Source organism: Arthrobacter sp. UYP6 (genome assembly GCF_040547315.1).
In the GTDB taxonomy this organism is placed as follows: domain Bacteria; phylum Actinomycetota; class Actinomycetes; order Actinomycetales; family Micrococcaceae; genus Arthrobacter_B.
This window is the reverse complement of the sequence record NZ_JBEPPM010000002.1, coordinates 258,122-282,040: the sequence shown is the minus strand read 5'-3', so window position 1 is coordinate 282,040 and position 23,919 is coordinate 258,122. Positions and strand designations below refer to the sequence as shown.

Here is a 23,919-nt window from a genome sequence, read left to right as displayed (position 1 = left end):
TCTTACGGCAGGACGACGGCGACGTCCGGGAGTGCGACGCCGGCCTCCGGCAGCGTGCGTCCCTCCCGCAGCAGGACGGTCATCTGTTCCGCGGGAAGCGGCCGGCTGAAGTAATAGCCCTGCCCGCTGCGGCACCCCATTTGCCGTAGCTGGCGGGCCTGCTCGGCGGTTTCAATGCCTTCAAAGACCGCATCCATGCCCGCGGCCCGGATTAGATTGTGCACGGCAGCAACAAACTGAAGCTGACCGTCGTCGTCGGCCATGTCTGAAATCAGTGTCCGGTCCACCTTGACCGTGTCCACGGGCAGCCGGCGCAGGTAGCTGATGGAGGAATAGCCGGTGCCGAAGTCATCGATTTCCAGCTTCACGCCCAGCGCCTGCAGGGACCGCAGCGAATAGGTCTCCACATCACCGCCCGAAAGGAGGGCACTTTCGGTGATCTCCAGAACCAGCTCGCCGGGCTGGGCTCCGGTCTCGCGCAAGGTACCGCGCACAAAGTCCACCAGATCCATGCTCTGCAGTTCCGATGCGGCAAGGTTGACCCGGAGCAGGAACTTTTCCTCGCCAGAGAGCAGCGGCCGCCACCGGGCCAGCTGTTCCAGGGCGGAGCGCAGCACCCAGCGGCCGATGCCGACAATCAGCCCGGTGGCCTCGGCCAACGGAATAAAGTCATCCGGCATGACACGGCCGCGGGTGGGATGGTTCCATCGCACCAGCGCCTCAACGCCCTGGAGCCGCCCGCCGGCGAGAGCCACCACGGGCTGGTAATCCAAAAACAGCTCGCTATTGGCGGCCGCCTGCCGGAGTTCCCGTGCCATGTCCCGGCGCAGCTGCCTGGTGTAAAGCATCACCGGTTCAAACACCTTGATCCGCCGGTGCACATCCTCCTTCGCCGCGTACATGGCGGTGTCGGCGCGCAGCAGGATATCCCCGGCGCTTTCACGGGGCTCGGCCAGGTGAATGCCGATGCTTGCCCGCGGCCACACCTCCATCTCTTCCACCGACAGGCGGCGCTTCAGCGACTCCATGATTTTCCCAGCCGCACCACGGGACTGCTGCAAGGTGGAAACCGGGAGCAGCACCGCAAATTCGTCTCCGCCAAACCGGGCGACCACGCTGTTCTCACCCGCTGCTTTCACCAGCCGCGCGGCGATCTCAATCAGGACCAGGTCCCCGGCATGGTGGCCGAAGCTGTCGTTGATGTCCTTGAAACCGTCCAAGTCGATCATCAGCACCGCCGGACCCGGCTCGCCGTCGCTGCGGGAGAGAACGGCAGCGTCCAGGGCCTGGTGGAGGGAGGAGCGGTTTCCGACTCCGGTCAGCGGATCCGTCATCGCCATCTGCTGCATGGTCAGATGCGCCTGCTGCAGCTCCAGAGTCCGTGTATTCACGCGTTCTTCAAAGTCGGCGTACACCTCGTTGAGTTCGCCGGCCAGCAGGTTGATTCCCGTGATGACCGCGTCCACCTGGTCCCTGGCCTTGGAGACCGGAATGTAGGTGTTGAGGTCGCCCGAGGCCATGCGGATGATCCCCTCCACCACCTGGCTGAGCCGGTCATCCTGTTCCGGCTGTTCCGCGTGCCGGGGCTCGGGCAGATCCTGGGGCGGACCGGGACGACGGTCAGGCAACCGTTTCCCTTCGTTTCAACCAGCCCAGCGCTTCCTGTTTTGTTGAAAAGTAGCGGGTGGGGCAGGGCTGGGCGCTGCCGCCCAGCAGGAAATTTGCGATGACCCGGTCCACGGGCGAGACGCCCAGCACGGCTACGGCAGCCAGCGAACCGGCACTGCCGAACACCGTCCGTGCTCCCCGTGTGATCGCTTCCACTCCTGTCAGGACCAGCAGCACCGGGACGCTCCGTGTGCCTCCCAGCCGTGCCACCTCTGCCGCCGCATCGGCTGCCATGGCTGCGGTAACCACTTCACCCGGCGGCAGCACCAGGAAGATATGACCCTCCGGGGCAAGACCGACCTGCGGTGTTGCGGCTGCAACGATCTCTGGAAGCTCGTCCGTCTCCGGCATGTTGAACATCTCCGGTCCTGAGGCCTTGGACGTGCGAATTGAACGGACCGCTGAGCGTTCTTCTGAGACGCTACTCAACACTCCGCCTGCTATTGATCCCTGCTGTGTCATGCTTCCCCCCAGAACAAGCAGACAATTTATTTGCTGCCCGCACCATTTTCGTCGCTCTCTTCATGGAACCCCTGCTGACGCACCAGACAGAGCAATGGCACGGTGTTATCTATTTCCGGTATCGTCGCCAATCAGTTGGACGTTGAACAACGAATTATCCGTTTAACGCTTCGATGCTGTCAATCAACACGTGAGCATTTTCCGCTTTTCGGCCAGCTCCCAGAATTATGAATGTTTTTTCGCTGTGTTGGACCGCCTGCAAAGCATCTTCATAACGCCGAAGTTCGAAAAGCGCCAGCGCCAGGAGGTACTCGGTCTCCGCGAGCGTATGGGTTGGCAGGAGATCGCGCTGCTCAAGAATATGACTCAGACGATCCACTGATTCCTGCGGTTCCCCAGTTAGGAGCAGCCAATGGGCACGGGCAAGGGCAATCTCCAGTTCATCAATCGGGCTGCCTCCCGTTACTGAAATCGCCAGCTCAGCTCTTTCAATACACACCAACGTTGACGGCTCCAGAAGCCCGGCATCCAAGCGGACATGCGCCGAGCCCTTGTTGAATAAGGCCCACAGATTCACGTCATTACTTGGGGAGAGCATCTCGCTCGCGAGGTCATGATGCTTGACGCCTAAGCCCCTCTCATCCATAAGGAACGCAACATTGCCGATCGCCCAGTGCGCCAAACCTGCTATCTTAGCCGGGGTATGGGGCGTAATGAGCCCCTCCATGGCTTTGGCTGCTACCCATGCTCCTGGAAGGTCACCGCATTCAGCCAAAGAAGCGACCAGCGCGTGATGGGTATCAAAATGACTTTGCTCAGGGCTCCCCTCCTGAACGTCAATGGCGGCTGCTTCCTGCGCGACACTCAACGCTTCGCCCACCAGCCCAAGAGCGTGCAAGGCCCTGGCATAGAGAGCTTTAGCCCGAGCTTCCATGGCTGGATCAGAGCGAATCGATGAATCTTCGGCAAGTTGCCTAGCGCTGATTGCGAATTCTTGGATTAGCCCCATCTCTAGCTGGCATTCGGCCATGAGGAGTGAAGTCCGCAAATATGCTGTCTTGTCGCCAGTCCCCAGAGCTTTTTCAGCTGCAACTGCAGCTTGCTCCATGGCATCTTTGTATTCCCTACGCTCCCAAAATTGCCGAGCGCTGTACTCGTTGATCATGTAATCTAGGGAGTTTTCCAAACCTGAGGCCCCTTCTTTACGCAAGTTATGCGTGTGTCCAAGATCAGACTACCCTCGTCCTGGGATCTCAACCGGACTTGAGCATGAACATGTCGTTTTTCGGTTCCTGATTCCAGAGAGTGCCCTCGAAGAGAAGATTGCGACTTCAGACGTGACGTGAACGCACTATGCTTCAGATTGTCCGATTAAAACACTGCTTTCCCCCCAGGAGAATAAAATGAAAAAACTTGGCATCACGGTATTACTGGCAGCGTCCATGGCCTTCTTTGGTGTAGCTGCTCCCGCTTCTGCAGCTGCCATGGATTCCAGCGACATTGTTAAGCCGCTGGTCGGGATTTGGCCCAACCCTCGCTAACAACTACGGCCGGGAGGAAGCTGTGGCTACCTCCCGGCCACAGGTTCCAGCCTCCCGGTACATACCCGGCCATCTGTCTTTCCATCGCTCAAACAGCAACACCCCCTGTGGCAAGATAGGTGGCATGCATAACGCCATCGCCTCCTACATTGACCACACACTCCTCAAGCCTGAGGCAAGCCGTGAGGACATCCTGAAAGTCTGCAACGAAGCAGTCGAATACGGTTTCAAGTCCGTCTGCGTGAACCCCCTCTGGGTCGGCACCGTGCGCAACGCCCTCAAGGGCAGCGGCGTGCTCACCTGCTCCGTCATCGGTTTCCCGATGGGAGCCACCACCACCGAGGTGAAGGTCTTCGAAGCCAAGGGCGCCCTGCAGGACGGTGCGGATGAGATTGACATGGTCATTGATATTGCGGCCGCCCGACGCAGCGACCGCGAAGCGCTCGTCCGGGACATCGCCGCGGTGGCCGACGAAGTCCACACCGGCGGCGGCATCCTGAAGGTCATCATCGAGACCTCCTTGCTCACCGACGAGCAGAAAGTCCTGGCCTGCGAGGCAGCCGTGGAAGCGGGAGCGGATTTCGTGAAGACCTCCACCGGGTTCAATGGCGGCGGAGCCACCGCCGAGGACGTTGCGCTCATGCGCCGCACGGTGGGACCGGACCTCGGAGTCAAGGCTTCCGGCGGTGTCCGTTCGCGTGAAGATGCACAGGCAATGATCGACGCCGGAGCCACGCGTATCGGAGCGAGCTCAGGTATCGCTATTGTTAAGGGTGGGAACGCCGCGTCGGACTACTGATCCGCCGGCTACTGAAAACTTTTTGAAACGGAGAACACCAATGGCAGGAACACGGTCCAAGCAGCCCACGCACTCGGGTGAAGGGCACCTTGTCAGCAACCTCGTCGCATTCGTCATCTACTTGGCCCTCTTCGTGGTGGGGTTTTATTCCCTGACCTGGCTGAGCCTGGATAATGTCTGGCCCATGGCCATCTGCCTGGTGCTGTGCACCTTGGCGTACTTCGTGCCGTTTGTTACGGGCCGTTCCGACACGGCCAAGGTTCTGGCCGAGGGTAGGGTCGCAGCCGAGTAACAGCACCCTTTTTAAAGACCTCTGCACGCAGCCGGTTCGGCTGCGTGCAGAGGTGTTTAACGGATCGAAGTCCATGCCGGAACACGTGATTTACAGGTATTTGAGGCCCGCAGCCACGTACTCATTACGCTGAGGATCCGGTAACTAGTGGTCATATATTCGACTCCATGAGCACCACTATGACGCGCCGGGAATGGCGCCAGGACCGGGCGCGGCAGCAGCGCACCATACGAATCGGCTACGGAATCGTGATCGCCACAGCGCTAATGTGCGTCGTGGTCTTTGTTTTCGCCCTGAGCCAGGCCTGAGCCGCCCGGTCAGGCCGGGAGCTCCAGCAGGCCCAGGCCTGACCGGCCTTCTCCCGTTCACTCCTTGAAGACTGCGTCAACCACCTGCTGCGCCCAGGCCAGGATCTCCGCGTCCACCAGGTCGCGTCCGCCAATCCGGGCGGTCTTGGGCTTGGGCACCAGCACAGCGTTCAGGGCGGGCTTGACCTGTGCCCCCGGGTACATCCGCTGCAGGCGCATGGTCCGGGACTCGGGCAGGTCCGCCGGCGCAAACTTGATGAAGTTACCCTGCAGCGCCACATCGGTCAGGCCGGCCTCGCGGGCACCCACCCGGAACCGGGCCACCGAGATCAGGTTCTGCACGGCCTGCGGCGGCTCGCCGTAGCGGTCCACCAGCTCGGCCATCACCTCGTCGATCGCCTCGTACGTCACAGCGGAGGCCAACTTGCGGTAGGCCTCCAGCCGCAGCCGCTCCCCCGGCACGTAGTCGTGCGGCAGGTGCGCGTTGACCGGCAGCTCGATCTTCATTTCGGCGGCCTTCTCCTCAGCCTCGCCGCGGTAATCGGCCACTGCCTCGCCGACCAGCCGGATGTACAGGTCAAAGCCGACGCCGGCGATGTGCCCGGACTGCTCTCCGCCGAGCAGGTTGCCCGCCCCGCGGATCTCCAGGTCCTTCATGGCCAGCTGCATGCCGGCGCCGAGCTCGTTGTGCGTGGCCACGGCCTTGAGCCGTTCCAGCGCCACCTCGCCCAGCGGCTTTTCCGACGGATACAGGAAGTACGCATACGCACGCTCCCGGCCGCGGCCCACACGCCCGCGCAGCTGGTGCAGCTGGGACAGGCCAAAGTGGTCCGCCCGGTCCACAATCAGCGTGTTGGCGTTGGAGATGTCCAGTCCGGTTTCAATGATGGTGGTGCACACCAGCACGTCAAAGCGCTTCTCCCAGAAGTCCACAATGATCTGTTCAAGCTTGGATTCGCTCATCTGCCCGTGCGCGACGGCGATGCGTGCCTCCGGAACCAGCTCCCGCAGGTGCGCGGCGGTGCGGTCGATCGAGGAGACCCGGTTGTGTACAAAGAACACCTGGCCTTCACGCATGAGCTCCCGGCGGATCGCCGCCGAGGCCTGCCGGTCGGTATACGGACCCACGTAGGTCAGCACCGGATGCCGTTCCTCCGGCGGGGTGGCCAGCGTGGAGGTCTCCCGGATGCCGGTCAGCGACATTTCCAGTGTGCGGGGAATCGGCGTCGCGCTCATGGCCAGGACGTCCACGTTGGTGCGCATCTTCTTCAGCGCTTCCTTGTGCTCCACACCGAAGCGCTGCTCCTCATCCACAATCACCAGGCCCAGATCCTTGAACTGAACCTCCTGCGAGAGCAGCCGATGCGTGCCGATGACCACGTCCACGGAACCGTTCTTCACGCCCTCGATGGTTTCCTTGGCCTGCTTGGCGGTCTGGAACCGGGACAGAGATTCCACCCGTACCGGGAAGCCGGAGAAGCGTTCGCCGAAGGTTTCCATGTGCTGCTGGGCCAGCAGGGTGGTGGGCACCAGCACCGCCACCTGCTTGCCGTCCTGCACCGCCTTGAACGCGGCACGCACCGCAATTTCGGTCTTTCCGTAGCCCACGTCGCCGGAGACCAGGCGGTCCATGGGAACTTCCTTCTCCATGTCCGCCTTGACCTCGTTGATGGTGGTCAGCTGGTCCGGGGTCTCCACGTACGGGAAGGCTTCCTCAAGTTCGCGCTGCCACGGCGTGTCCTTGGCGAAGGCGTGCCCCTTGGAGGCCATCCGGGCGGAGTAGAGCCGGATCAGCTCGCCGGCAATTTCTTTGACGGCCTTGCGCGCCCGGGACTTGGTCTTGGCCCAGTCCGAGCCGCCCATCTTGGAGAGCACCGGGGTTTCCCCGCCCACGTAGCGGGTGATCTGATCCAGCTGGTCGGTGGGTACAAACAGCCGGTCGCCGGGGCCGCCGCGCTTGGCGGGGGCATATTCGAGCACCAGATACTCGCGCACTGTCTTGTTCTGCCCGGCACCGGTGGCCCGCTGGATCAGTTCCACAAACCGGCCCACACCATGCTGCTCGTGCACCACAAAGTCGCCTTCCTGCAGCTGCAGGGGGTCGACGGCGTTGCGCCGTTTGGAGGGCATCTTGCGCATGTCGCGGGTGGAGTAGGCGCTGGCCCGTCCCAGCAGGTCCGCCTCGGTCAGCAGCCCGGTTTTCAGCCCGTCAAAGACGTAGCCGCGGCCGGCGCTGGCGGTGGTGATGGAGATGATGCCCGGCACCGGTTCGGTGTCCAGGGATTCGGTGAGGGCGGCCGGAATGTCGTTGTCCTTGAACAGTTCGGCCAGGCGGGAGGCCGGGCCGGGGCCCTCGGTGACGACGACGACGCGCCAGGCGTCGCGTACGCGGGAACCGATGAACTCCATCATTTCCGCCACGTCACCCTGATAGCCGCGCGGTTCACGGGCGTTGATGGTCAGGGTGTCGATGTCCAGGACGGTCTCATCGTCGGGGTTGAAGGAGGTGATGGACCACCAGCCCACCGAGTTGGCCAGGGCCGCGGACCGGGTGTCGGCCAGCGACCGGAAGCTCGCGGCCTCCAAATCGGCGCTGATGCCGGCGGACAGATCCAAAGGTGCCGCACCGCCGTCGGACGCTGTGGCCCAGGCTGCGGCGAGGAATTCCTCGTTGGTGGCGGCCAGGTCATGGGCGCGGGCGCGGACCTTTTCGGGTTCGATCACCACGGACAGCGAGCCGGCGGGCAGCTGACCCATCAGCGGCACCATCTCATCCACCAGCACCGGGGCCAGGGATTCCATGCCCTCGACGGCGATGCCGCCGGCGATCTTTTCCAGCATGTCAGCGGCGGCAGGCATCTGGGACTGCAGCCTTGCGGCGCGGCTCATCACCGACGGGGTGATCAGGATTTCGCGGCAGGGCGGGGCGTACAGCTCGGTGGGGTGCTCGATTTGCGGGCCGGTGAGGGTGCGCTGGTCAGCGACGGCGAACCAGCGCATCGAGTCCACCTCGTCACCAAAGAAGTCGATCCGGATCGGATGGTCCTCCGTGGGCGGAAAGACGTCCAGGATGCCGCCGCGGACGGCAAACTCACCGCGGTGCGAGACCATGTCCACCCGCGCGTAGGCAGCCTCGGAGAGGGCCTTGACCACATCGTTGAACGCGCGCTCCTGGCCCACCTTCAGCGCCACCGGCTGCAGGTCGCCGAGCCCGGCGACCAGGGGCTGAACGACGGCGCGCACGGGCGCCACGATCACCGAGATGGGGTGGCCCTCGGGATGGGCGAGCCGGCGCAGCACGGACAGCCGCCGCCCCACGGTGTCCGAGCGCGGGGACAGCCGTTCGTGCGGCAGGGTCTCCCAGGACGGGAACTCCTCGATGCCGGCCAGCGGCAGGTAGGAGCGCAGGGCTGCGGCCAGGTCCTCGGCCTCGCGGCCGGTGGCCGTCACGGCGAGCACCACCGGCGGTGCGGCATCCGCGTTGGCGGTCCCGGCGTCGTCGGCTGACGCGTCCTTGGCCGCTTCGGCGAGCCCGTCCACCATCTCCGCCAGCAGCGCCGCGCGCATGCCCTGCGGGGCGCCGATCTGCAGATCTTCGCTGCGGCGCTCGGGGGTGCGCGAGGCGAGGGTGCGCACCCGCGCGTAAGACGGGTCTTCGGCCAGGGCGGCGCGCAGTCCGTTCAGGCTCATGGGGAGGGGCTCCTTGACGTGAGGCAACGCAAATAACCCGAAGTTCGCGCAGGAACCCCGGGACTTTTCTTCCAGACTACCCGCTGGGCGGGGCCGGCTTGACGCTCGTACGCTGCAGGCGGACCGGAGCGCGCGTGCGGCGTTTTCCTGCTCGTCCGGCCCAGCGCCCGGCCCCGCCGAGTGTCGAGCATGTGCGCGAAACCTCGCCGCAAAGCAGCATGTGCGCGTCAATGGACGCGGCTAAGCGCCAAAATATCGACACTCGATCCAACGCCACGCCGTCGCCCGCCGAAGCCCGCGGCCCGCCGAATGTAGAAATCGTGCGGCATAGCTCCGCCGAGTGTCGAGATCGTGCGGCATAGCTCCGCCGAGTGTCGAGATCGTGCGGCATAGCTCCGCCGAGTGTCGAGATCGTGCGACATAGCTCCGCCGAGTGTCGAGCACATGCGCGAAACCCCGCCGCAAAGCAGCACGTGCGCGTCAATGGACGCGGCTAAGCGCCAGAATCTCGACACTCGAGGACGCGCGCACCGCCGTCGCCCGCCGTCGCCCGCGGCCCGCCGAATGTAGAGATCGTGCGGCATAGCTCCGCCGAGTGTCGAGCACATGCACGAAACCCCGCCGCAAAGCAGCACGTGCGCGTCAATGGACGCGGCTAAGCGCCAAAATCCCGACACTCGATCCAACGCCACGCCGTCGCCCGCAAGCCGAATGAAGAGGTCACGCGGCTTAGCTCCGACCCCGACCCCGGTCAGTGAGAGGCCGCGCACGTTGACCCCGCCATCGCCGTCGAACGTCGAGCTCGTGCCGGAAACCCCCAACGAGTGTCGAGCACATGCGCGAAACCGCGTGTGAAAGCGACATGTGCGCGGCAATGGACGGACCAAAGTGGCATCATCGCGACACTCGACCCCGAACTCGCAGCCGAAGCCGCAGCCCCGGAGATGTGGCGCACAGACAGCCGCGGATATGTGGCGCGCAACCGGGGCCCGAAGCCGCGCAAACCGGCACAAGGAAAAGGTGGAAGCCCACGAACGGCCTTCCACCTCCACCCGGACTACAGCTACCCCGGGCACCTTTCACAACAGTGTTTCTTAGCTTCTTAGCGCCGTTTCTCAACGCCGCAACATATGGCTGCGTTACGTCAACGCCGCTTTACTTCACTGCCTTGTCACCGCGGTACTGCAGATCGACGCCGGCCGGTGCCACGCGCTGCGAGCGGACGTCGGCGCCGCCGCGCAGGTCAGCGTCCGTCCGGGCGAATGTCAGGATCGCATGCGCCACGGCGTCGGACATTTGATCCAGTCCGCGACGGTTGATGTTCCCGAGGTCATCGCATTGCTGGTGGTAGCAGGGATCATAGGCCTCCCCCGCTGTGCCGCCAAACAGCGCGGCTTCCTCCTCGGTCTTGATGACCTCGGCGCCGCTGAACAGACCGCCGGCCGGGATCTGCGCCCCGATGAAGGCCGAGTAATCCGAGCGTCCGTCAAACTCCGTGGGCGCCGTGGCCAAACCCTGCCCCTCGAAGTACTCCTCGAAGATCCGCTCAATTTCATCCGAACCGGTGGGCCCCGGCTCGGTGCCAAACCCGTCGCCGTCACCGTCGTACACAAAGCGGACCAGGTTCGGCGAGCCCAGCATGTCAAAGTTCAGGTTGGCCAGGGTGCCGTCCAACCCGGCCTCATCGAGCTGGGAGACGTAGTAGTTCGAGCCCTGCAGCCCGTCCTCCTCTCCGCCCCAGAAAGCAAAGCGGACGCGGTTCTCCAGCGGATGCCGCTTGGTGGACTGGGCAAGCTGGATGGCGGTTTCCAGGATGGCCGCGCTGCCGCTGCCGTTGTCATTGATCCCCGGCCCCACCGGTACGGAGTCCATGTGCGCCCCAACGACGACGGTGCGGTCCGCGTTTCCCCGAGCGGTGTCCGCCAGGATGTTGAACGTGTTGATGGTCCGCAGGCTTGAGTCAACGGTGATGCGCAGCTGCGCGCCCTCGGCCCCGGCCAGTGCCTCGCCCAGGGCAAAGGTGGTGCCGACGGCGGGAACCGGCGAGAGCTCCTCTTCGCCGTCGCCGTCACTCAGCGTGCCATTGATCAACCCGCTGCGGTCATCGCCCGGTTCGTTGCCCTGGTTGAAGATGACGACGCCGGAGGCTCCAGCGGCTGCCGCATTGGCCGTTTTGATGCCGAAGGAGCATACCCCGCGCTGCATCAGCGCAATGTCACCGGCGGCAAAGCCGGTGAAGTCCGCGGCCTCGCAGCCCGAGGTGTTGGCCCGGTCGCCGGTGAGGTTGATGTCCACCGGGGTGAGGGCGGCTGTGACGTCGCCCGGCCCGGAGTAGCTCATGGTGGAAAAGTCGGTTCCCGCGGTGTACACCGTTGGTGTCGGCGCGGTCTGCTCCAGGGATTCACCGGCCAGTTCAAACTGGTCGTAGGAGAAATCCTGGCGCACGGGCTTGTACCCGGCCCGGCGCAGCTGGTCCTCGATGTACTGTCCGGACGCCTCATACCCGGGTGTGCCGGAGGCGCGGTTGCCGTCATTGGCATCGGCGGCGTCCTGCAGCCCCTCCAGATGGTCAAAGACGTTGTGGAGGGTGACCTTGGCACGGAGCTTCTCGCTCTCATCCTTGACCGGTTTGACAGGTTTCCCGGGCCTCCAGGGTTTGCCCGGATAGTGCCTCTTACCGCCGCTATCCGTGGCAGCTGCGGTGCCGTCGTTGGTAACGGTTGCGGTTCCGTCCGTCACCGTGGTGCGGGCTCCGCCGGATTCGGCGAAGACCGGTCCGGCTGTTCCGGCGGTGAGGACAACGGCTGCTGCGAGCGCAGCACCGCGGAGGATTCGTGGTGTTTTCATGCTTCCCCTCATAGGTGCGAGTGATTTCAGTAGCCGGCGGTGCAGCGGCACCGTGCCGGATGTCCAGCTCCTCCCCCTCGGCGCCGTGCGGCTGACGATAGGACGCCGCGGCCCGCCGGAACAGTAATCCCCGGCAATCTGCAACAGTTCAGGCGAAAAGCCGCGCGCCGCCGTCGTACCTATTACGTCCCGGCGCGCCGGAGGCTAGGTTGAAGGGTTTTGCACCCGAGCCGGTCAGCCGGGTCCCAAACCGGCGGAGTGTTCTGGATTTTCGGTGAGCCCACTGCCACGCTGGAAAGGCACGGGCACACACCGGCAGCTCCCCCGCACGTAAGGATTGCCCCATGGCACGCAAAGCCTTTGTCCTGATCGGCTCACTCCTCCTTTTCACCGCCGCCCTGGCTGGCTGCAGCAATGCCGGCGAGGACTCGGACGCGCCCAGCTTAGCTACGGAAAGCCCGCTCAGTTCGGACTCGGCGTCGGCCGCCGCCTGCGCCAGCGAGTCCCCCGGCAGCGAGGCGCAGGAAAGCTGTGAGGCGCAGGGCGTTCCGGGCGTCACCGAGGACGCCGACCGCTGCGGAACCACCACCCCCAGCCCCATTGCCAGCGGCATCATCCAGGGCACGTTCGGCACCTACTGCGAGAACGCCATCGCCAGCACCTACAACACTTCGCTGGTGCCCGACGGCGCTGACACCACCATCACGATCGATGAAACGGACGCGGACACCACGCTGCAGATGATCGTCCAGGGGTTCACCCCCAACACCGAGTTCTCCGCAACGCTGCACCAGAGCCTGTGCGGGGCAGAACCGTCGGCTGCCGGTCCCGTCTACACCCATGATCAGGACTCACCCCAGACGCTGGACCTGGACTTCACCACGGATAACTCCGGCGGTTCCACGGCCAGCGTCACCGTTGCCTGGCTCCTGCCCGACGACGGCATCGGCCGTTCGCTGCTGCTCACCGCCGGGACCAGCACCATGAGCCCGGGCAAGGAGAACGTGGATCCGGCGGTGGCGTGCGTTTCCCTGGAACGGTAGCCGTTTCGGAGCTGGGGACCGCCGCAGATTAGGATGATTCCGGGCCGGTTGAGCTGCGCGCACCTGCGCGCGGACCCGGCAAACCTACATCCCTATCTGGAGGACCCATGGCTTTGAACGCCTCGACCACCCTGCCCTACGACGTCCGGACCGTCACCGACACGTTCACCAACGAGGACTTCCTGCGCAGCGTCAGTGAACATGTGGGCGGATCTTTGGTGTCGGCGACCGTTGAAGGGGACACCGCCGGCGCATTTGTTCTGACCGCCGTCCGCACCCTGCCCACGGACCGGCTGCCGGACATGGCCAAGAAGTTTGTGGGCGCCAACCTGACCGTGACGCAGAAGGAACACTGGGCGGCTCCGGCTGCCGACGGCTCCCGTGAGGCCTCCGTGGACCTCTCCGTGGGCGGCGTTCCGCTGAAGGTCAACGCCACGCAGCGCCTGGTCCCGGTGGCCGAAGGAACCCGGGTGGACGTGGATGGCAAGGTCAGCTCCTCCATTCCGTTCCTGGGCGACAAGATCGCCAAGTCCGCCGAACCGATGATCGGCAAGGCACTGACCATCCAGGCAGGCCAGGCAGGCAAATGGATCGAAACCCGCTAGGGCCGGCCAACCATGGACAACAGCATCGTCCTGCCCACCGCCCTGGCAGTCATCCTCATCATCGCCGGGCTGTGGAGCCTGCTCGTCTGGCCGCCGTACCTAATTGAGGCCTACAAAAGCCCGCGCGCCCGGGACGAGCAGGGTGCCCCCACCCGGTACCTGACCGTGAACCTGATGAAGGTCACCACTTCCATGGTCTTTGGCCTGGTCACCATCATCGTGGGTTTCCGCGCCCTGATGGGCTAAGACTCATGGGCTAACACCCCGGATGGTGCCAGAATGCGGATATCCCCTTTATCTGCAGAAGGAGTTCCATGGCACCGGATGAGCAGAACCCGCCAGACGGCGACGACGGCGGCGGGCGGGGCGAGGCCCGGCCCGGCGGCGGGCCGGTTCCGCCGCGGGCTGCCGGCAGCACCGTCCTGAGCCGGGGCAGCTATCCGGAAGTGCTGCGCATCGGCGAGATCCTGCGCAAGGAAACGGTCGGCGGAATCCTGTTGCTGATCGCCACGCTGGCGGCGCTGATCTGGGCCAACTCCCCGGCGTCAGACTCCTATTTCGCCATCCGCGACTTCGAGTTCGGCTACGCGCCCTGGCATCTGGAACTCAGCGTCGGAGAGTGGGCCGCCGACGGGCTGCTCGCCGTCTTCTTCTTCCTGGTGGGGCTGGAGCTCAAGCGCGAGTTCGTCGCCGGAGACCTGCGCCGGCTGAACAAAGCCATTGTGCCCGTGGCCGCCGCCGCCGGCGGCGTCGTCGTTCCGGCGGCGATCTTCGCCGTCGTCAATCTGGTCGCAGGCTCGGACGGGCTGCGCGGCTGGGCGATTCCCACCGCCACCGACATTGCCTTTGCCCTGGCCGTGCTGGCCGTGATCAGCTCGCACCTGCCGTCGGCGCTGCGGATCTTCCTGCTGACGCTGGCCGTCGTGGACGATCTGCTGGCCATCACCATCATTGCGTTCTTCTACAGCGAGGACCTGCAGCCGGTCTACCTGGCGGTCCTGCTGGTGCCGCTGGGGCTGTTCCTGTACCTGGCACAGTCCAAACGCCGGATCTTCGCCACCCATCCGGCGGCCGCCTGGCTGATCCTGCTGCCGATCGGCGTGGCCGTGTGGGCGCTGATGCATGCGTCCGGGGTTCATGCCACGGTGGCGGGGGTACTGCTGGGCTTCTGCATTCCGGTGCTGCGCCGCGGCCCGGACGGCAAACCCGTGCAGCCGGAACCGGGGAAGCCGGGCCTGGCGGAGATCTTCGAGCACCGGTTTCGGCCGCTGTCGGCCGGCTTCGCGGTGCCGGTGTTCGCGTTCTTCTCCGCCGGCGTCGCGATCGGCGGCCTCAACGGCCTGGGCTCGGCGCTGGCCGATCCGGTGTCGATCGGCATCCTGGCCGGGCTGGTCGCCGGGAAGCCGCTGGGCATCCTGGCCACCACCTGGATCCTCACCGCCGCCAGCCGGGCCCGGCTCGATCCCAGCGTCACGTGGATCGACCTGCTGGGCATCGGGATCCTGGGCGGCATCGGCTTCACCGTGTCGCTGCTGGTCAACGATCTCAGCTTCGAACCGGGCAGCGAGCACAATGACCACGCCAAGGTGGCCATCCTCGCCGCCTCCGTCACCGCCGCGCTGCTGGCCGCGGTCCTGCTGCGGATCCGCAACCGGCACTACCGGCAGGTGGAGGCGGAGGAGACCCGGGATTCGGATCAGGATGGGATTCCGGATGTTTACGAGAACGACGACGGCGGGCGTTAGCTACCTGCCGATCCAGCACTCGTGGCTGTTGGCTCCCAACTGATAGGTCAGATAGCGCGGATCTCCCGCCACCACACCTTTCATGGGCTGAACCCGAATGGTGTAGCGGCCATAATAGGGGGCATTTCCGGCCGCGGGTTTGGGCAGCAGCACACTGAACGCCGCGCTGTCTGCGGTGACAACCTGTTCTCCGCCGTAGCCGGAACCGTTTTGTGCCGTCATGGTGACCAAATAGTTTTTGGCGCCGCTGGAACCGGACCAGGTAAACCGGGCCTGGACGTAGTCTGTGCCGGAGTCGAACGGGGGCAGGGAGCAGGCCAGCTGGATATCGCCCAGCGGCGCTGCGCCGGTTGGGTCGCTGTAATAGCAGTTGTTGCTCTTGTAGTGCTCATACTCGTAGGTGAAGTAGAGCGGGTCTCCCGCAACGGTGCCGTTCATAGGCATCACGCGGACTGTGTACTTGGTGTAGAACGGCGAGGAGCTGCCCACCGGCTTTCCGTTCCGGTCCGAGGGAAGCCGTCCAAACCGAAAGTTGGCCTGGGTTGCATTGACGGTCTGGGTCTGGTCATATTTCGCCGCCGCGCTCTTGACCGTGATGACGTAGCTGGTGGCTGCTGCACCGGCGGCCCAGGAGAACCGGACGTCCGCAAAGCTGTTGGGCCGCATCTCCAAATCGCTGAGGACCGCTGCGCAGGTTGGCTCGGAAGGTGTTGCCGGCCGGGGCGCCAGTGCGGGGTTGACCGTAACCGGCGAGGTCCCTGCCGGGACCTCGGAGCGGGTAGTTCCGCTGATCGCAACCGGTGTCGATTGGCTCCAGTAGGCGTAGGCAATGGTGCTGCCCGCACCCAGCACCAGTGTCAGGACAAAGGCCACCGCCGAAGTCCGGAAGCCGGGAAGCGCACGCAGCCGATGAAAAAGACTGCGCCGGCTCTCCGGCGGAGGTGGTGGTGGTCCCGGCTCATAGGCAGAAATGGCTTGTCCTCAACTTCATGCAGTACTACGGGTGCGGCCAAAGAAACTTGCTAAGCATTCCCTCCGGTCCGGCACAAGATGGTCAGACTTACGATCTGCAGGGAAAACCTGCTATTCCTAGGTTCTGGTATCCCATCATTACAGGAGTGCTCCGTTCAGAGGAAAACAGCAGATCGGAGGGAGCAATCCGCACCGTTGCAGTTGAAGGATTTTTAAGGATGGCTGTTTGTACCGTCACTGTGACCGGATACTCCCGGAAGGAATACCCCAGCTCGTCCTTGAGGTCGAGATAGTACGGCTCAATCCGGAGAGCACCTCGGGGAAGCGCGTACGTAACCGGATTGTCTAGAAGCTTGGAGTCAAAGGTGACTATGTAACGTGCTTCCGGATCAATCCCGGCAGCATTCGGCCATTCAATCCGGTTGATGAACGCCGACTGGCACCTGACATCCGCGGGGATAGGGATACTTGGCTGCATTGCTTGTCCGGTAATACTGACGGGGGTCAGCTGATTCCAGTAGGCATACGCGGCTGTGCCTCCGATTCCCAGGCCAATGGTCAGGGCGAAGGCCACGGCAGCCGTACGGAAGCCCGGAAGCTTTCGGAACCGGTCTACCCATCCAAGCCGCTGGGCTTCGTCGGGATCGCTTTCTTGGCCTCGAGCAACCCCCAGCTGCCTCGTGCTCATGCTGACCTATTCCGCAAACGAAGTACCACCGCGGCAGCGAAAACCACGGACATTGCTATCAGGAGCGTACCGGAGAGTGAACGGATGATCGGCTCCACCGTGCTTTGGAAGCCAGCTGGGGCCAGGCCCGCTGACTCCGCCACCGGCATCGCACCCGCTCCGGAGCCATCGGGTCGCACCTCAACTGGACTGTTGGCAATCCGGACGGGGGTCTCCGGCAAAGCAGCCAGTGGGCGGTTTGCCGGGACGATGGTCGCGGCGCCGGTATCACGTTCGGACCTGGACGAGCCTATAGAAATCGTTGGAACGGAGCCGCCGGGCAGAAAGGATTGTCCTCCTCCGACAGCGGCACAGGCCGAGAGGGGCTGCGTTTGAGCCGCCTTGGACTCGAGCAAAAACACGAGGTCGAAGTCTGCGCTGCGGTTTCGGGTTTCGTTTGGCGCGTCCATCGAGAGGTCGGCGAGGAAGGTCAGCTCGAGATCCTCCCCCGCGCCGAGATCCCATACATCGTTCAGCTCAGCACAGGTACCCGCGCCGCCAAGTGATGTGCGCGGGGAAAGGGTGGATACAGGACCCGCTCGGAGGCCCAGATAGTTGTCCAGCTGCGGGTCGGAGCGGACCACGACGGCTGCCGAAGAAAGGGAAGCCGGCTCGCCGCTGTTGTTGCGGATCCACAGGGTAGCGCTGCTTGTGGCGCCGGGAACGTAGATAAGGGATTCATCGAAAACTGGGCCGGCAACCGCGGACGTAAATGTCTCGCCGTCGAGGCTGAATTGAAGGTAGTCCTCGGCAGCGAAGGCAGCCGGGGCACCGGCCAGGGACAGAATCCCCACGAGTCCGGCTGCTGCTGCTGCGCCCCCCACCCGCATGACGCGGGAGCAGCTGATATCTGTCGCAGTAGATTTCATCAAACGCGTGCGTGCTGCCGTGTATTCAGGCGGTGCCTGCTGTTCGCCTCGCGGTGACCGTGAGACGTATCGTGATCGCAGCCGTCACAGTCCGTCAGGATGGGATCATCGAGGTCCGGTGATTCCTGGCTGCCATCAGCGGGGGCGAAACTCGGGAAGGCAAAAGGATCTACGTCAGGGCTGGAATTTAGTTGGCCGTCTCCAGCGTCGGCGCCGTCATTGCGCTTTTTGGCCAGGGCACCACGGACCAGACTGGTCACTCCGTAACCCATGAGCGCAACGGCGCCCCACTGAGCTATGGCACCGCGGTCGGAGTTACCCAGGCCGTTGGCCACAAAACCAACAAACGGTACGGCGTAGAAGAGCTTGCCCTTGACCTGGACTTCGCGCACGGGCAGTTCATCTTCAAGGCTATTGTTGTCACCCTTGGTGGTGAATACGGTTTCACCGCTCTGTTCCGCGCCGACCGAGGTGATGCGGTGGGTGATCACTGCCGGCGAACCGGATTCGATCTGGTATGTGATGATGTCGCCGACGCTAAGCTCATCAAACGGGACCGGCTTGACCACCAGAAATGTGCCGGGCGCGTAGTTCGGAGCCATGGAGCTGGTGAGGACGCTGTATGTCTGGGATCCAGTGACCATGGGGACAACCACCAGGACGAGGGCAGCCAGAGCAGCCAGGCAAAGAGCAATGTAGCTGACGCCTGTGCCGATGATACTCAGGGGGCTGGTAGTGGCTTCTGCTTTCCTGCGACCGCTCATGGTTTTCCTATCCTCGGTTACTTGTTGACTGGCGGGATCTGCGCCACGTTGAGGGTGATGGGGATGTCTATTGCTGTGCCAAGCAGGTTGGCAGGAGTACCGGCCTTCAGCTCAACCTTGAAGCAGACGTTCTGTGTGACTCCACTGGCAAGTGGTGGTATCCCGGGAATCCGAGGTGCCGCATCGTAGGTTGCGGCGGAAATTGTTGAGCACTGCGCTCCCACAGCTGCCAGGACTGTTTTTACCGTCAGATTTCCGCCAAAGTTATTGGTCGGAACCAGGCCGGCCAGGCTGGGCTGGATGCGAAGGGGCGAGCTGGCGTTCACATTGTTCCTGACAGTGAGGGAGGTGTAAGCGGCACTGCCTCGCGTCAGCTCCCCTATGTTCAAGACAACCGGCGTCCCGGACATTTCCGCATTGTTCACCAAGACACTGAAATTGGAGGACTGGATGGTGCCGGCGTTGGAGGGAACCGCTTTGTTCCATAGGGCAAGGCTTCCCTGGACCGTCATGAGCCCAAGCATGACGGCGGCGAGGATCAAGCCTGCCGCTTTCAGCGTTCGTAGGCTCTTCATCGGTTTTTCTCCAGGGAACAGGCTGTGCGCGGAGCGTGTGCACCGCGCACAGCCAGGGGTTAGAACAAGGTGGCTTTGGCTACGGGGTGGTGACCGTCGGGGCGTTCTGGATCAGCGAGTAACCGACGGCGCCGAGGTTGTACTTTGCGTTAGTGCTGTCGCGGCCGGTGGTGCTACCCAGGAAATCGAAGGTAACGGTGGCGTCGATGCCGCTCACACTTGCCTTGAGTGGGTTCGTAACGGCCTTGCCGTCCTTCGTGAGAACCACGTCGCTAACTGCAATGTTCGCTTCCTTGAACGCCTCCGTGGTGGCGCCGTTGGTGCCCTTGCCGCCCGTGACGGCAAGGTTTGCGGAGAGATTCGTGCCGGTCAGGGTCACGTTGACCTTCTGTGTGAAGGTCAACTTCTCGCCCGGAACCATTTTGTAGGTTGCGATCGCAGCCGGCTGGATACCGCCTACGATGTTGCTGCTCCAGGTTCCCGCTGCGGCTTCCAGGTTCAAGTCACCGGAGGCGATGACGCCGGCGTTGGATGCCTGTGACTGGTTCCAGGTGGCGAGAGTTCCGCCGCCGCCGAGGAGGAGCGCTGCGCCGACGCCGATTGCCAGTGCGCCTTTAGCCATCTTGTTCATGGTGTTCCCTTTGTTCATTGTGCTGAGCGATTCGGCCTAGGAGAGTTTTCCTTGCCGCTGGGTATTACTTTGCCGTGCCCTCCTCAAGAAACAACGCGCTCTTCCCACAGGGTTCATGCAACGTTTGGCCAAAGCTCAAGGCCCACACAAGGTAACCTCAGCATCAGCGCAATGAGCTGCGAATGCGTCCGCCAAGGACCCTTGCGGCAACCCGAATCGAGCCGAACACAGACAGAAGCAATTCCTAGACACGTACTCCGAAGGCCGAGGACATGAGCACCCACGCCCCCTACCGCATCCTGACCGTGTCCACCGGCAACATCTGCCGCACATCCCTGGCCGAGCGCCTGCTCAGGGCAGGCTTCGATGCCATGACTTCCGGTGATTCCCGCAGCATGGTCTCGGAACTGGCCCCCGGGCTGCTGCGCCGCACCTTTGCCCTGGGCAAACCGGCACAGCGGCAGCCGCGAATGGTCCGCGAGCTCACCCCCGCCATGCACACCCTGCCTGCGTGGGAACGCGCGGACCGCTGATGGGCTCCGGATCCGTGCCGCACCCAATGCCGCGCCCTCCGCGCCCGCACCCAATGTCGTCTCCTCCGCGGCAAAGAGCCTCCCGGCGAGTCCGACAGCGGCGCATACTAGGCTTGCTTTTCCTCCTCTATATCGGGACACTCGCAATGATCGTGTTTTGGTCGTCCCCCATAGACCAGGACTCCGCCGGCGTGCTCAGGATGCTTCTGCGCCAGCTGCACGGGGTCGGCGTGCCCGGCTGGGTCGACTACAGCTTTGTGGAGACCATTGCCAATGTGCTGATGTTCGTTCCTTTTGGCGTGCTCGCCGCCGCATGGCTGGACAAAGGACGTATCTGGATGGCCGCCGTCGTCGGTATCGCTGCCTCCTGCGGTATCGAGGCGGCGCAGGCGATGATGCTGCCCAACCGCTTCGCCACCATTTACGACGTCACAGCCAACTCCCTGGGGGCTTCGCTGGGCTGCATCGCCGTCTACGCCTGGTACTCCCGATCCCGGCGGAACTCCCCACTTGACCGCAGCTAGCCAAGAAGTCCCCAGACTCACGAGACTGCAGAAGACGCACATCTCAGCGTTGAGAAGAACACGAAGTGCCATCTCGCGGGTGAGTGGTTGGAATTACTTGGGTAGAGACTCCTCTCCAACAATCTTTCCCCGATCTTGCGCCTTCGCCGGGGCAGTTCCTGAGCTAACACTGGCATTCTCGGAATTACCAACCAGTCAGCCGTCCCCCAGGGCGGCCCCGAGCGAGCGGAGGCACCCCCATGGCTCCCACATCCTCCGCTGCGCAGGCCCCTCATATGGCGGCCAGCTCCCAGCAAGCCACTCCCCCCAGCGCCGACCGTCAGCCCGGCAGGAAAGTTGCACCCCTGAACCACGTTCACCTCCCCACGGGATTCTCCCGATGATGGCCACTGCCGAGCACGCCCCGGATCTGGTGGCACGCGAGCAGCTGCTGGATCTCATCGACCAGCTTGGACTGGCCTCCTGCCACGAATTTGTCTGCAACTACGTGGGCCTGTGGCAGGACCGCTTTGAGCGCCTGCGTCTGGCCGTGATGAACGCGGACGACGCCGCCGCCATGGATGTGGTGCTGAGCATCAAGATTTCCAGCGAGATGGCCGGGGCAAAGCGACTGGCCTCCCTGGCCCACAGCGCCCAGCAGCGGCTCGTACATTCCGGTGCGGCAGAGCTGGCCTCCATGCTGGGCGTCATCGCCGTCTGCGGCCGCGAGACCATGGCCTGCCTGCTCGCGTCCATCGGCTGACGAAACCCCTCCCCGGGCTAGCCCGCTCCTCCGAGCCGGGTACGCTGAGAGGGAGGAAATTCGCTTAGCAGGGGGGAGGGTTCACACAACCATGTCACGGCTCTCCGTCCGAGTGCTCTCCAAGTTGGGTTTCAGCCGCGAATTCCATGAGCTGTCCCTGGCCCAGCGGGTGCAAATCAGCCAGGGTCCGCTGGTGATCACCGTGGCCCTGCTCTGCCTCATCTTCGCCGCTCTGATGCCGGAAATCCTGACCCGGCCACTGTTCCAGACCGGGCTGGTGCTGCTGGCCGTGATCACGGTGGCCGCCGCCGTAGTGCCTTGGGACCGGCTCTGGTACCCCTCCTACTGGATCCTGCCAATCCTGGATTTTGCCGCCATCGGGTACCTCTACGCCGGCAGCCTGGGCCTGGCCGTGGGCATCTATCTGCTCTCCATCTTTCCGGTCTTCTGGCTGGCCTGGTCCAGGGTTTCCGCCGTTGGGGCCCGGATCCTGAGCTTCCTCGGCCCGCTGGCGATCGTCTGGAATCCGGTCTTTGCCTCGGCCTTTCCGGTGACCGGCCAGCGTTTGGCCGCGCCGATCCTCGCCCCGCTGCTCACCCTGGCCGTGGCGGTGACCGTCACGGTGATGCGCCAGGACATGGCCGCCCAGCAGGCAGCGCTGAGGCTCAAGGACCAGCAGCTGGAGAACGCCCTGAACCAGAGCACCGAACGCTCCGAGCTGTTGGACGGCGTCCTGAACGCAATTGACGTGGGCGTGCTGGTGGTCAGCGCCACCGGGTCAGCCGTGCACAAGAACAATTCCATGCAGACTCTGGATGACCGGATCCGGCCTGCCGGAATGAGACACACCCAGGAACGGGACCTGCTGTTCTTCGCCGCGGACCGCACCACCGCGCTGCCCGCGGACCAACGCCCGGTAGCCCGCGCCATGCAGGGCGAATCGTTCCATGACGTGCTGCTCTGGGCCGGTGCTCCCGGGGACCAGATGGCCCTCTCCTGTTCCGCTCGCATCCTGCGCAATGAAGAGGGATTCAACGGCGCCGTGCTTGCCTTCAACGACATCACCCCGCTGGCCGATGCGCTGCGGGCCAAGGATGACTTTGTCTCCAACGTCTCCCACGAGCTGCGTACTCCCCTGACTTCCATCATCGGCTACCTTGATCTGGCGCAGGAAGAGGCCGAGGACACCGGGCTGACGGGAACCATTCCGCACGCGGTCGCCGTGGCCCAGCGCAACAGCGAGCGGCTGCTGCGCCTGGTCTCCGACCTCCTTACCGCCGCGTCCGGCAGCGTGGCACTGGATCCGCGGCCGGTGGCGGTGGCCGAGCTGATCACCGCCGGCCTGCGCTCGGCCGGGCCGCGGGCCGCCGCCGCCGGCGTGGACCTGACATCCAGCTGCGCCCCCGCGCTGGCGGTGCAGGCGGATCCGGTGCGGCTGGCCCAGGTGCTGGATAACCTGCTCTCCAACGCCATCAAATACTCGCCCGACGGCGGGACCGTCACCGTGAGTGCCTGGACCGACGGAACCAGCACCTTCCTGGAGGTCCGGGACACCGGTATGGGGATGACTGAGGAGGACCAGAAGGAACTGTTCACCAAATTCTTCCGCACCGGCGCCGTCCGGCAGGCGGGCATTCCCGGCGCCGGGCTGGGTTTGGCCATCTCCAAGAACATTGTGGAAGCCCACGGCGGCACCATTTCCCTGGTCAGTGCCCCCGGCGTGGGGTCCGCCTTCACAGTGGCGCTGCCGCAGGCGGCAACGCTGCCGGCGGCAGACGTTCCGCAGGACGCCTCGGTCTAGGCTTCAGTAGCCTCAGCGGCGGCCCGCACGGTGTCCTGCACCGAGGCGGGGCTGCCGCGCCACGGAGCTCCGTGGCCGGGGAGCACCCAGGCAGCCTCGACGCCGGACAGCCGGCCCAGGGACTCCAGCGCCAGCGCCGGTTCGTCGGTGAAGGGCGCCGGCTGCAGACCCAGCGTTCCGGTGAGCACGCTGCGGGTGGTGAGCGCATCGCCCACAAACACGGCGTCCGCGGCGGGCACATGCACCGCGATGCTGCCCGGCGAGTGGCCCGGCAGAGAGATGACCCGCGGGGCTCCGGGCAGGGGCAGCACGTCGCCGTCGGCCACCTCCGTGACCTCGGTCAGGTAGCTGGTGCGCCAGGCGCGCTTTCCCAGCGAGTAGATCAAAAACCCGGCGACGGGACGCAGCTTCGAGCGGCCCATGCTGAGCTTGGGCTTGTCGCCGCCGCGGGCCCGCCCGGCGTCGGCGCTGTGCACATAGACGGGAACGCCGTGGTCGCGCCGCAGCCGTTCCGCGAAGCCCAGGTGGTCGCTGTCCCCGTGAGTGAGCACCACGCCGCGCACATCGTCCAGGCTGCGGCCCATGACCTCCAGCTCCGCCAGCAGTTCCTTCCAGTGGCCGGGCAGCCCGGCGTCGATCACGGTGATGCCGTCTTCGGTGTCCACCAGATAGGCGGCCACAATGTCATTGCCTATGCGGTGCAGGTGCGGGCCGAGCTTCATGGAAGACTCCTTCAGGAACCAAGATGTGATAGGAATAGCTACAGTAGTTAGCCATCATG

The 23,919-nt window shown here is 64.3% G+C and carries 24 protein-coding genes; 12 read left to right on the top strand and 12 right to left on the bottom strand.

Going from position 1 to position 23,919, the window contains the following annotated elements:
* Positions 1 to 2: 2 nt before the first annotated feature.
* From ABIB35_RS03025 to ABIB35_RS03015, 3 genes are all read right to left on the bottom strand, one after another.
* Complete coding sequence (locus ABIB35_RS03025) at positions 3 to 1,628, bottom strand: putative bifunctional diguanylate cyclase/phosphodiesterase (RefSeq protein ID WP_354178765.1); 1,626 nt, start codon at positions 1,626 to 1,628, stop codon at positions 3 to 5.
* Entirely contained in the window at positions 1,621 to 2,028 is a 408-nt protein-coding gene (locus tag ABIB35_RS03020) for a DUF7793 family protein (RefSeq protein WP_354178763.1), read from the bottom strand. The genes ABIB35_RS03025 and ABIB35_RS03020 overlap by 8 nt, the downstream gene beginning before the upstream one ends.
* 256 nt (positions 2,029 to 2,284) lie before the next feature.
* Positions 2,285 to 3,316: a hypothetical protein gene (locus ABIB35_RS03015; RefSeq protein WP_354178761.1), complete on the bottom strand. Its 1,032-nt coding sequence runs from the start codon at positions 3,314 to 3,316 to the stop codon at positions 2,285 to 2,287.
* Positions 3,317 to 3,533: 217 nt separating this feature from the next.
* Here ABIB35_RS03015 and ABIB35_RS03010 point away from each other — a divergent pair, with 217 nt between their 5' ends.
* The 4 genes from ABIB35_RS03010 (at position 3,534) to ABIB35_RS02995 (ending at position 5,070) form a co-directional block, all read left to right on the top strand.
* Positions 3,534 to 3,671: a hypothetical protein gene (locus tag ABIB35_RS03010; RefSeq protein WP_354178759.1), complete on the top strand. Its 138-nt coding sequence runs from the start codon at positions 3,534 to 3,536 to the stop codon at positions 3,669 to 3,671.
* A gap of 124 nt (positions 3,672 to 3,795) precedes the next feature.
* Positions 3,796 to 4,470, top strand: a complete 675-nt coding sequence (deoC, locus tag ABIB35_RS03005) for a deoxyribose-phosphate aldolase (RefSeq protein WP_354178758.1) — start codon at positions 3,796 to 3,798, stop codon at positions 4,468 to 4,470.
* Between the two features lie 40 nt (positions 4,471 to 4,510).
* A complete protein-coding gene (locus tag ABIB35_RS03000; RefSeq protein ID WP_354178756.1) occupies positions 4,511 to 4,762 on the top strand; it encodes a hypothetical protein in 252 nt (83 codons plus the stop codon).
* A gap of 167 nt (positions 4,763 to 4,929) precedes the next feature.
* Positions 4,930 to 5,070 (top strand): hypothetical protein, encoded by a 141-nt coding sequence (locus tag ABIB35_RS02995; RefSeq protein WP_354178754.1) that lies wholly within the window; start codon positions 4,930 to 4,932, stop codon positions 5,068 to 5,070.
* Between the two features lie 57 nt (positions 5,071 to 5,127).
* On the opposite strand, the gene mfd is transcribed toward ABIB35_RS02995, so the two are convergent.
* Both mfd and ABIB35_RS02985 read right to left on the bottom strand, forming a co-directional pair.
* The gene (mfd, locus tag ABIB35_RS02990) at positions 5,128 to 8,760 is read right to left on the bottom strand and encodes a transcription-repair coupling factor (RefSeq protein WP_354178753.1); all 3,633 of its coding nucleotides are present in this window, start codon (positions 8,758 to 8,760) and stop codon (positions 5,128 to 5,130) included.
* A gap of 1,155 nt (positions 8,761 to 9,915) precedes the next feature.
* Entirely contained in the window at positions 9,916 to 11,607 is a 1,692-nt protein-coding gene (locus ABIB35_RS02985; protein WP_354178752.1) for a M28 family peptidase, read from the bottom strand.
* 344 nt (positions 11,608 to 11,951) lie between these two features.
* Between ABIB35_RS02985 and ABIB35_RS02980 the strand changes: the two genes are divergently transcribed.
* The 4 genes from ABIB35_RS02980 to nhaA all read left to right on the top strand — a co-directional run bounded on the left by ABIB35_RS02980 (position 11,952) and on the right by nhaA (position 15,000).
* Entirely contained in the window at positions 11,952 to 12,650 is a 699-nt protein-coding gene (locus ABIB35_RS02980; RefSeq protein WP_354178750.1) for a hypothetical protein, read from the top strand.
* Positions 12,651 to 12,757: 107 nt separating this feature from the next.
* Positions 12,758 to 13,255 (top strand): DUF2505 domain-containing protein, encoded by a 498-nt coding sequence (locus ABIB35_RS02975; protein WP_354178748.1) that lies wholly within the window; start codon positions 12,758 to 12,760, stop codon positions 13,253 to 13,255.
* A 12-nt stretch (positions 13,256 to 13,267) separates the two neighbouring features.
* Complete coding sequence (locus tag ABIB35_RS02970; protein WP_354178746.1) at positions 13,268 to 13,501, top strand: SCO4848 family membrane protein; 234 nt, start codon at positions 13,268 to 13,270, stop codon at positions 13,499 to 13,501.
* 68 nt (positions 13,502 to 13,569) lie between these two features.
* Positions 13,570 to 15,000 (top strand): Na+/H+ antiporter NhaA, encoded by a 1,431-nt coding sequence (nhaA, locus tag ABIB35_RS02965; RefSeq protein WP_354178745.1) that lies wholly within the window; start codon positions 13,570 to 13,572, stop codon positions 14,998 to 15,000.
* Here the strand turns inward: nhaA and ABIB35_RS02960 are convergent, their stop codons facing one another.
* The 6 genes from ABIB35_RS02960 to ABIB35_RS02935 form a co-directional block, all read right to left on the bottom strand.
* Positions 15,001 to 15,873, bottom strand: a complete 873-nt coding sequence (locus ABIB35_RS02960; RefSeq protein WP_354178744.1) for a hypothetical protein — start codon at positions 15,871 to 15,873, stop codon at positions 15,001 to 15,003.
* Positions 15,874 to 16,060: 187 nt separating this feature from the next.
* Positions 16,061 to 16,660: a hypothetical protein gene (locus ABIB35_RS02955; RefSeq protein WP_354178743.1), complete on the bottom strand. Its 600-nt coding sequence runs from the start codon at positions 16,658 to 16,660 to the stop codon at positions 16,061 to 16,063.
* Positions 16,657 to 17,568 (bottom strand): hypothetical protein, encoded by a 912-nt coding sequence (locus tag ABIB35_RS02950; RefSeq protein WP_354178742.1) that lies wholly within the window; start codon positions 17,566 to 17,568, stop codon positions 16,657 to 16,659. Before ABIB35_RS02950 ends, ABIB35_RS02955 begins: the two co-directional genes overlap by 4 nt.
* The gene (locus ABIB35_RS02945) at positions 17,568 to 18,332 is read right to left on the bottom strand and encodes a signal peptidase I (protein ID WP_354178741.1); all 765 of its coding nucleotides are present in this window, start codon (positions 18,330 to 18,332) and stop codon (positions 17,568 to 17,570) included. Before ABIB35_RS02945 ends, ABIB35_RS02950 begins: the two co-directional genes overlap by 1 nt.
* A 17-nt stretch (positions 18,333 to 18,349) precedes the next feature.
* Positions 18,350 to 18,907: a hypothetical protein gene (locus ABIB35_RS02940; RefSeq protein WP_354178740.1), complete on the bottom strand. Its 558-nt coding sequence runs from the start codon at positions 18,905 to 18,907 to the stop codon at positions 18,350 to 18,352.
* A gap of 79 nt (positions 18,908 to 18,986) precedes the next feature.
* Positions 18,987 to 19,538: an alternate-type signal peptide domain-containing protein gene (locus ABIB35_RS02935; RefSeq protein ID WP_354178739.1), complete on the bottom strand. Its 552-nt coding sequence runs from the start codon at positions 19,536 to 19,538 to the stop codon at positions 18,987 to 18,989.
* A 272-nt stretch (positions 19,539 to 19,810) separates the two neighbouring features.
* Between ABIB35_RS02935 and ABIB35_RS02930 the strand changes: the two genes are divergently transcribed.
* From ABIB35_RS02930 to ABIB35_RS02915, 4 genes are all read left to right on the top strand, one after another.
* Positions 19,811 to 20,071: a hypothetical protein gene (locus ABIB35_RS02930; RefSeq protein ID WP_354178737.1), complete on the top strand. Its 261-nt coding sequence runs from the start codon at positions 19,811 to 19,813 to the stop codon at positions 20,069 to 20,071.
* The gene (locus tag ABIB35_RS02925; RefSeq protein ID WP_354178799.1) at positions 20,071 to 20,595 is read left to right on the top strand and encodes a VanZ family protein; all 525 of its coding nucleotides are present in this window, start codon (positions 20,071 to 20,073) and stop codon (positions 20,593 to 20,595) included. Before ABIB35_RS02930 ends, ABIB35_RS02925 begins: the two co-directional genes overlap by 1 nt.
* Before the next feature lie 379 nt (positions 20,596 to 20,974).
* On the top strand, positions 20,975 to 21,337 hold the full coding sequence (locus tag ABIB35_RS02920) for a hypothetical protein (RefSeq protein ID WP_354178735.1): 363 nt from the start codon (positions 20,975 to 20,977) through the stop codon (positions 21,335 to 21,337).
* A gap of 91 nt (positions 21,338 to 21,428) precedes the next feature.
* Positions 21,429 to 23,138 carry a sensor histidine kinase gene (locus ABIB35_RS02915; protein ID WP_354178733.1) on the top strand — a complete coding sequence of 570 codons (1,710 nt, stop codon included), beginning with the start codon at positions 21,429 to 21,431 and terminating at the stop codon, positions 23,136 to 23,138.
* On the opposite strand, the gene ABIB35_RS02910 is transcribed toward ABIB35_RS02915, so the two are convergent.
* Entirely contained in the window at positions 23,135 to 23,860 is a 726-nt protein-coding gene (locus tag ABIB35_RS02910) for an MBL fold metallo-hydrolase (protein ID WP_354178731.1), read from the bottom strand. The two genes, ABIB35_RS02915 and ABIB35_RS02910, sit on opposite strands and share 4 nt — an antisense overlap.
* Positions 23,861 to 23,919 lie beyond the last annotated feature (59 nt).

Coding starts and splice junctions, on each gene's coding strand:
- ABIB35_RS02995 (WP_354178754.1), top strand. CDS start 4,930: ATGAGCACCACTATGACGCGCCGGGAATGGCGCCAGGACCGGGCGCGG.
- ABIB35_RS02950 (WP_354178742.1), bottom strand. CDS start 17,568: ATGAAATCTACTGCGACAGATATCAGCTGCTCCCGCGTCATGCGGGTG.
- deoC (WP_354178758.1), top strand. CDS start 3,796: ATGCATAACGCCATCGCCTCCTACATTGACCACACACTCCTCAAGCCT.
- ABIB35_RS02910 (WP_354178731.1), bottom strand. CDS start 23,860: ATGAAGCTCGGCCCGCACCTGCACCGCATAGGCAATGACATTGTGGCC.
- ABIB35_RS03000 (WP_354178756.1), top strand. CDS start 4,511: ATGGCAGGAACACGGTCCAAGCAGCCCACGCACTCGGGTGAAGGGCAC.
- ABIB35_RS02975 (WP_354178748.1), top strand. CDS start 12,758: ATGGCTTTGAACGCCTCGACCACCCTGCCCTACGACGTCCGGACCGTC.
- ABIB35_RS03020 (WP_354178763.1), bottom strand. CDS start 2,028: ATGTTCAACATGCCGGAGACGGACGAGCTTCCAGAGATCGTTGCAGCC.
- ABIB35_RS02945 (WP_354178741.1), bottom strand. CDS start 18,332: ATGAGCGGTCGCAGGAAAGCAGAAGCCACTACCAGCCCCCTGAGTATC.
- ABIB35_RS02920 (WP_354178735.1), top strand. CDS start 20,975: ATGATGGCCACTGCCGAGCACGCCCCGGATCTGGTGGCACGCGAGCAG.
- ABIB35_RS02930 (WP_354178737.1), top strand. CDS start 19,811: ATGAGCACCCACGCCCCCTACCGCATCCTGACCGTGTCCACCGGCAAC.
- ABIB35_RS02915 (WP_354178733.1), top strand. CDS start 21,429: ATGTCACGGCTCTCCGTCCGAGTGCTCTCCAAGTTGGGTTTCAGCCGC.
- ABIB35_RS02955 (WP_354178743.1), bottom strand. CDS start 16,660: ATGAGCACGAGGCAGCTGGGGGTTGCTCGAGGCCAAGAAAGCGATCCC.
- ABIB35_RS02980 (WP_354178750.1), top strand. CDS start 11,952: ATGGCACGCAAAGCCTTTGTCCTGATCGGCTCACTCCTCCTTTTCACC.
- ABIB35_RS02925 (WP_354178799.1), top strand. CDS start 20,071: ATGGGCTCCGGATCCGTGCCGCACCCAATGCCGCGCCCTCCGCGCCCG.
- ABIB35_RS02970 (WP_354178746.1), top strand. CDS start 13,268: ATGGACAACAGCATCGTCCTGCCCACCGCCCTGGCAGTCATCCTCATC.
- ABIB35_RS03010 (WP_354178759.1), top strand. CDS start 3,534: ATGAAAAAACTTGGCATCACGGTATTACTGGCAGCGTCCATGGCCTTC.
- nhaA (WP_354178745.1), top strand. CDS start 13,570: ATGGCACCGGATGAGCAGAACCCGCCAGACGGCGACGACGGCGGCGGG.
- mfd (WP_354178753.1), bottom strand. CDS start 8,760: ATGAGCCTGAACGGACTGCGCGCCGCCCTGGCCGAAGACCCGTCTTAC.
- ABIB35_RS02985 (WP_354178752.1), bottom strand. CDS start 11,607: ATGAAAACACCACGAATCCTCCGCGGTGCTGCGCTCGCAGCAGCCGTT.
- ABIB35_RS02935 (WP_354178739.1), bottom strand. CDS start 19,538: ATGAACAAGATGGCTAAAGGCGCACTGGCAATCGGCGTCGGCGCAGCG.
- ABIB35_RS02940 (WP_354178740.1), bottom strand. CDS start 18,907: ATGAAGAGCCTACGAACGCTGAAAGCGGCAGGCTTGATCCTCGCCGCC.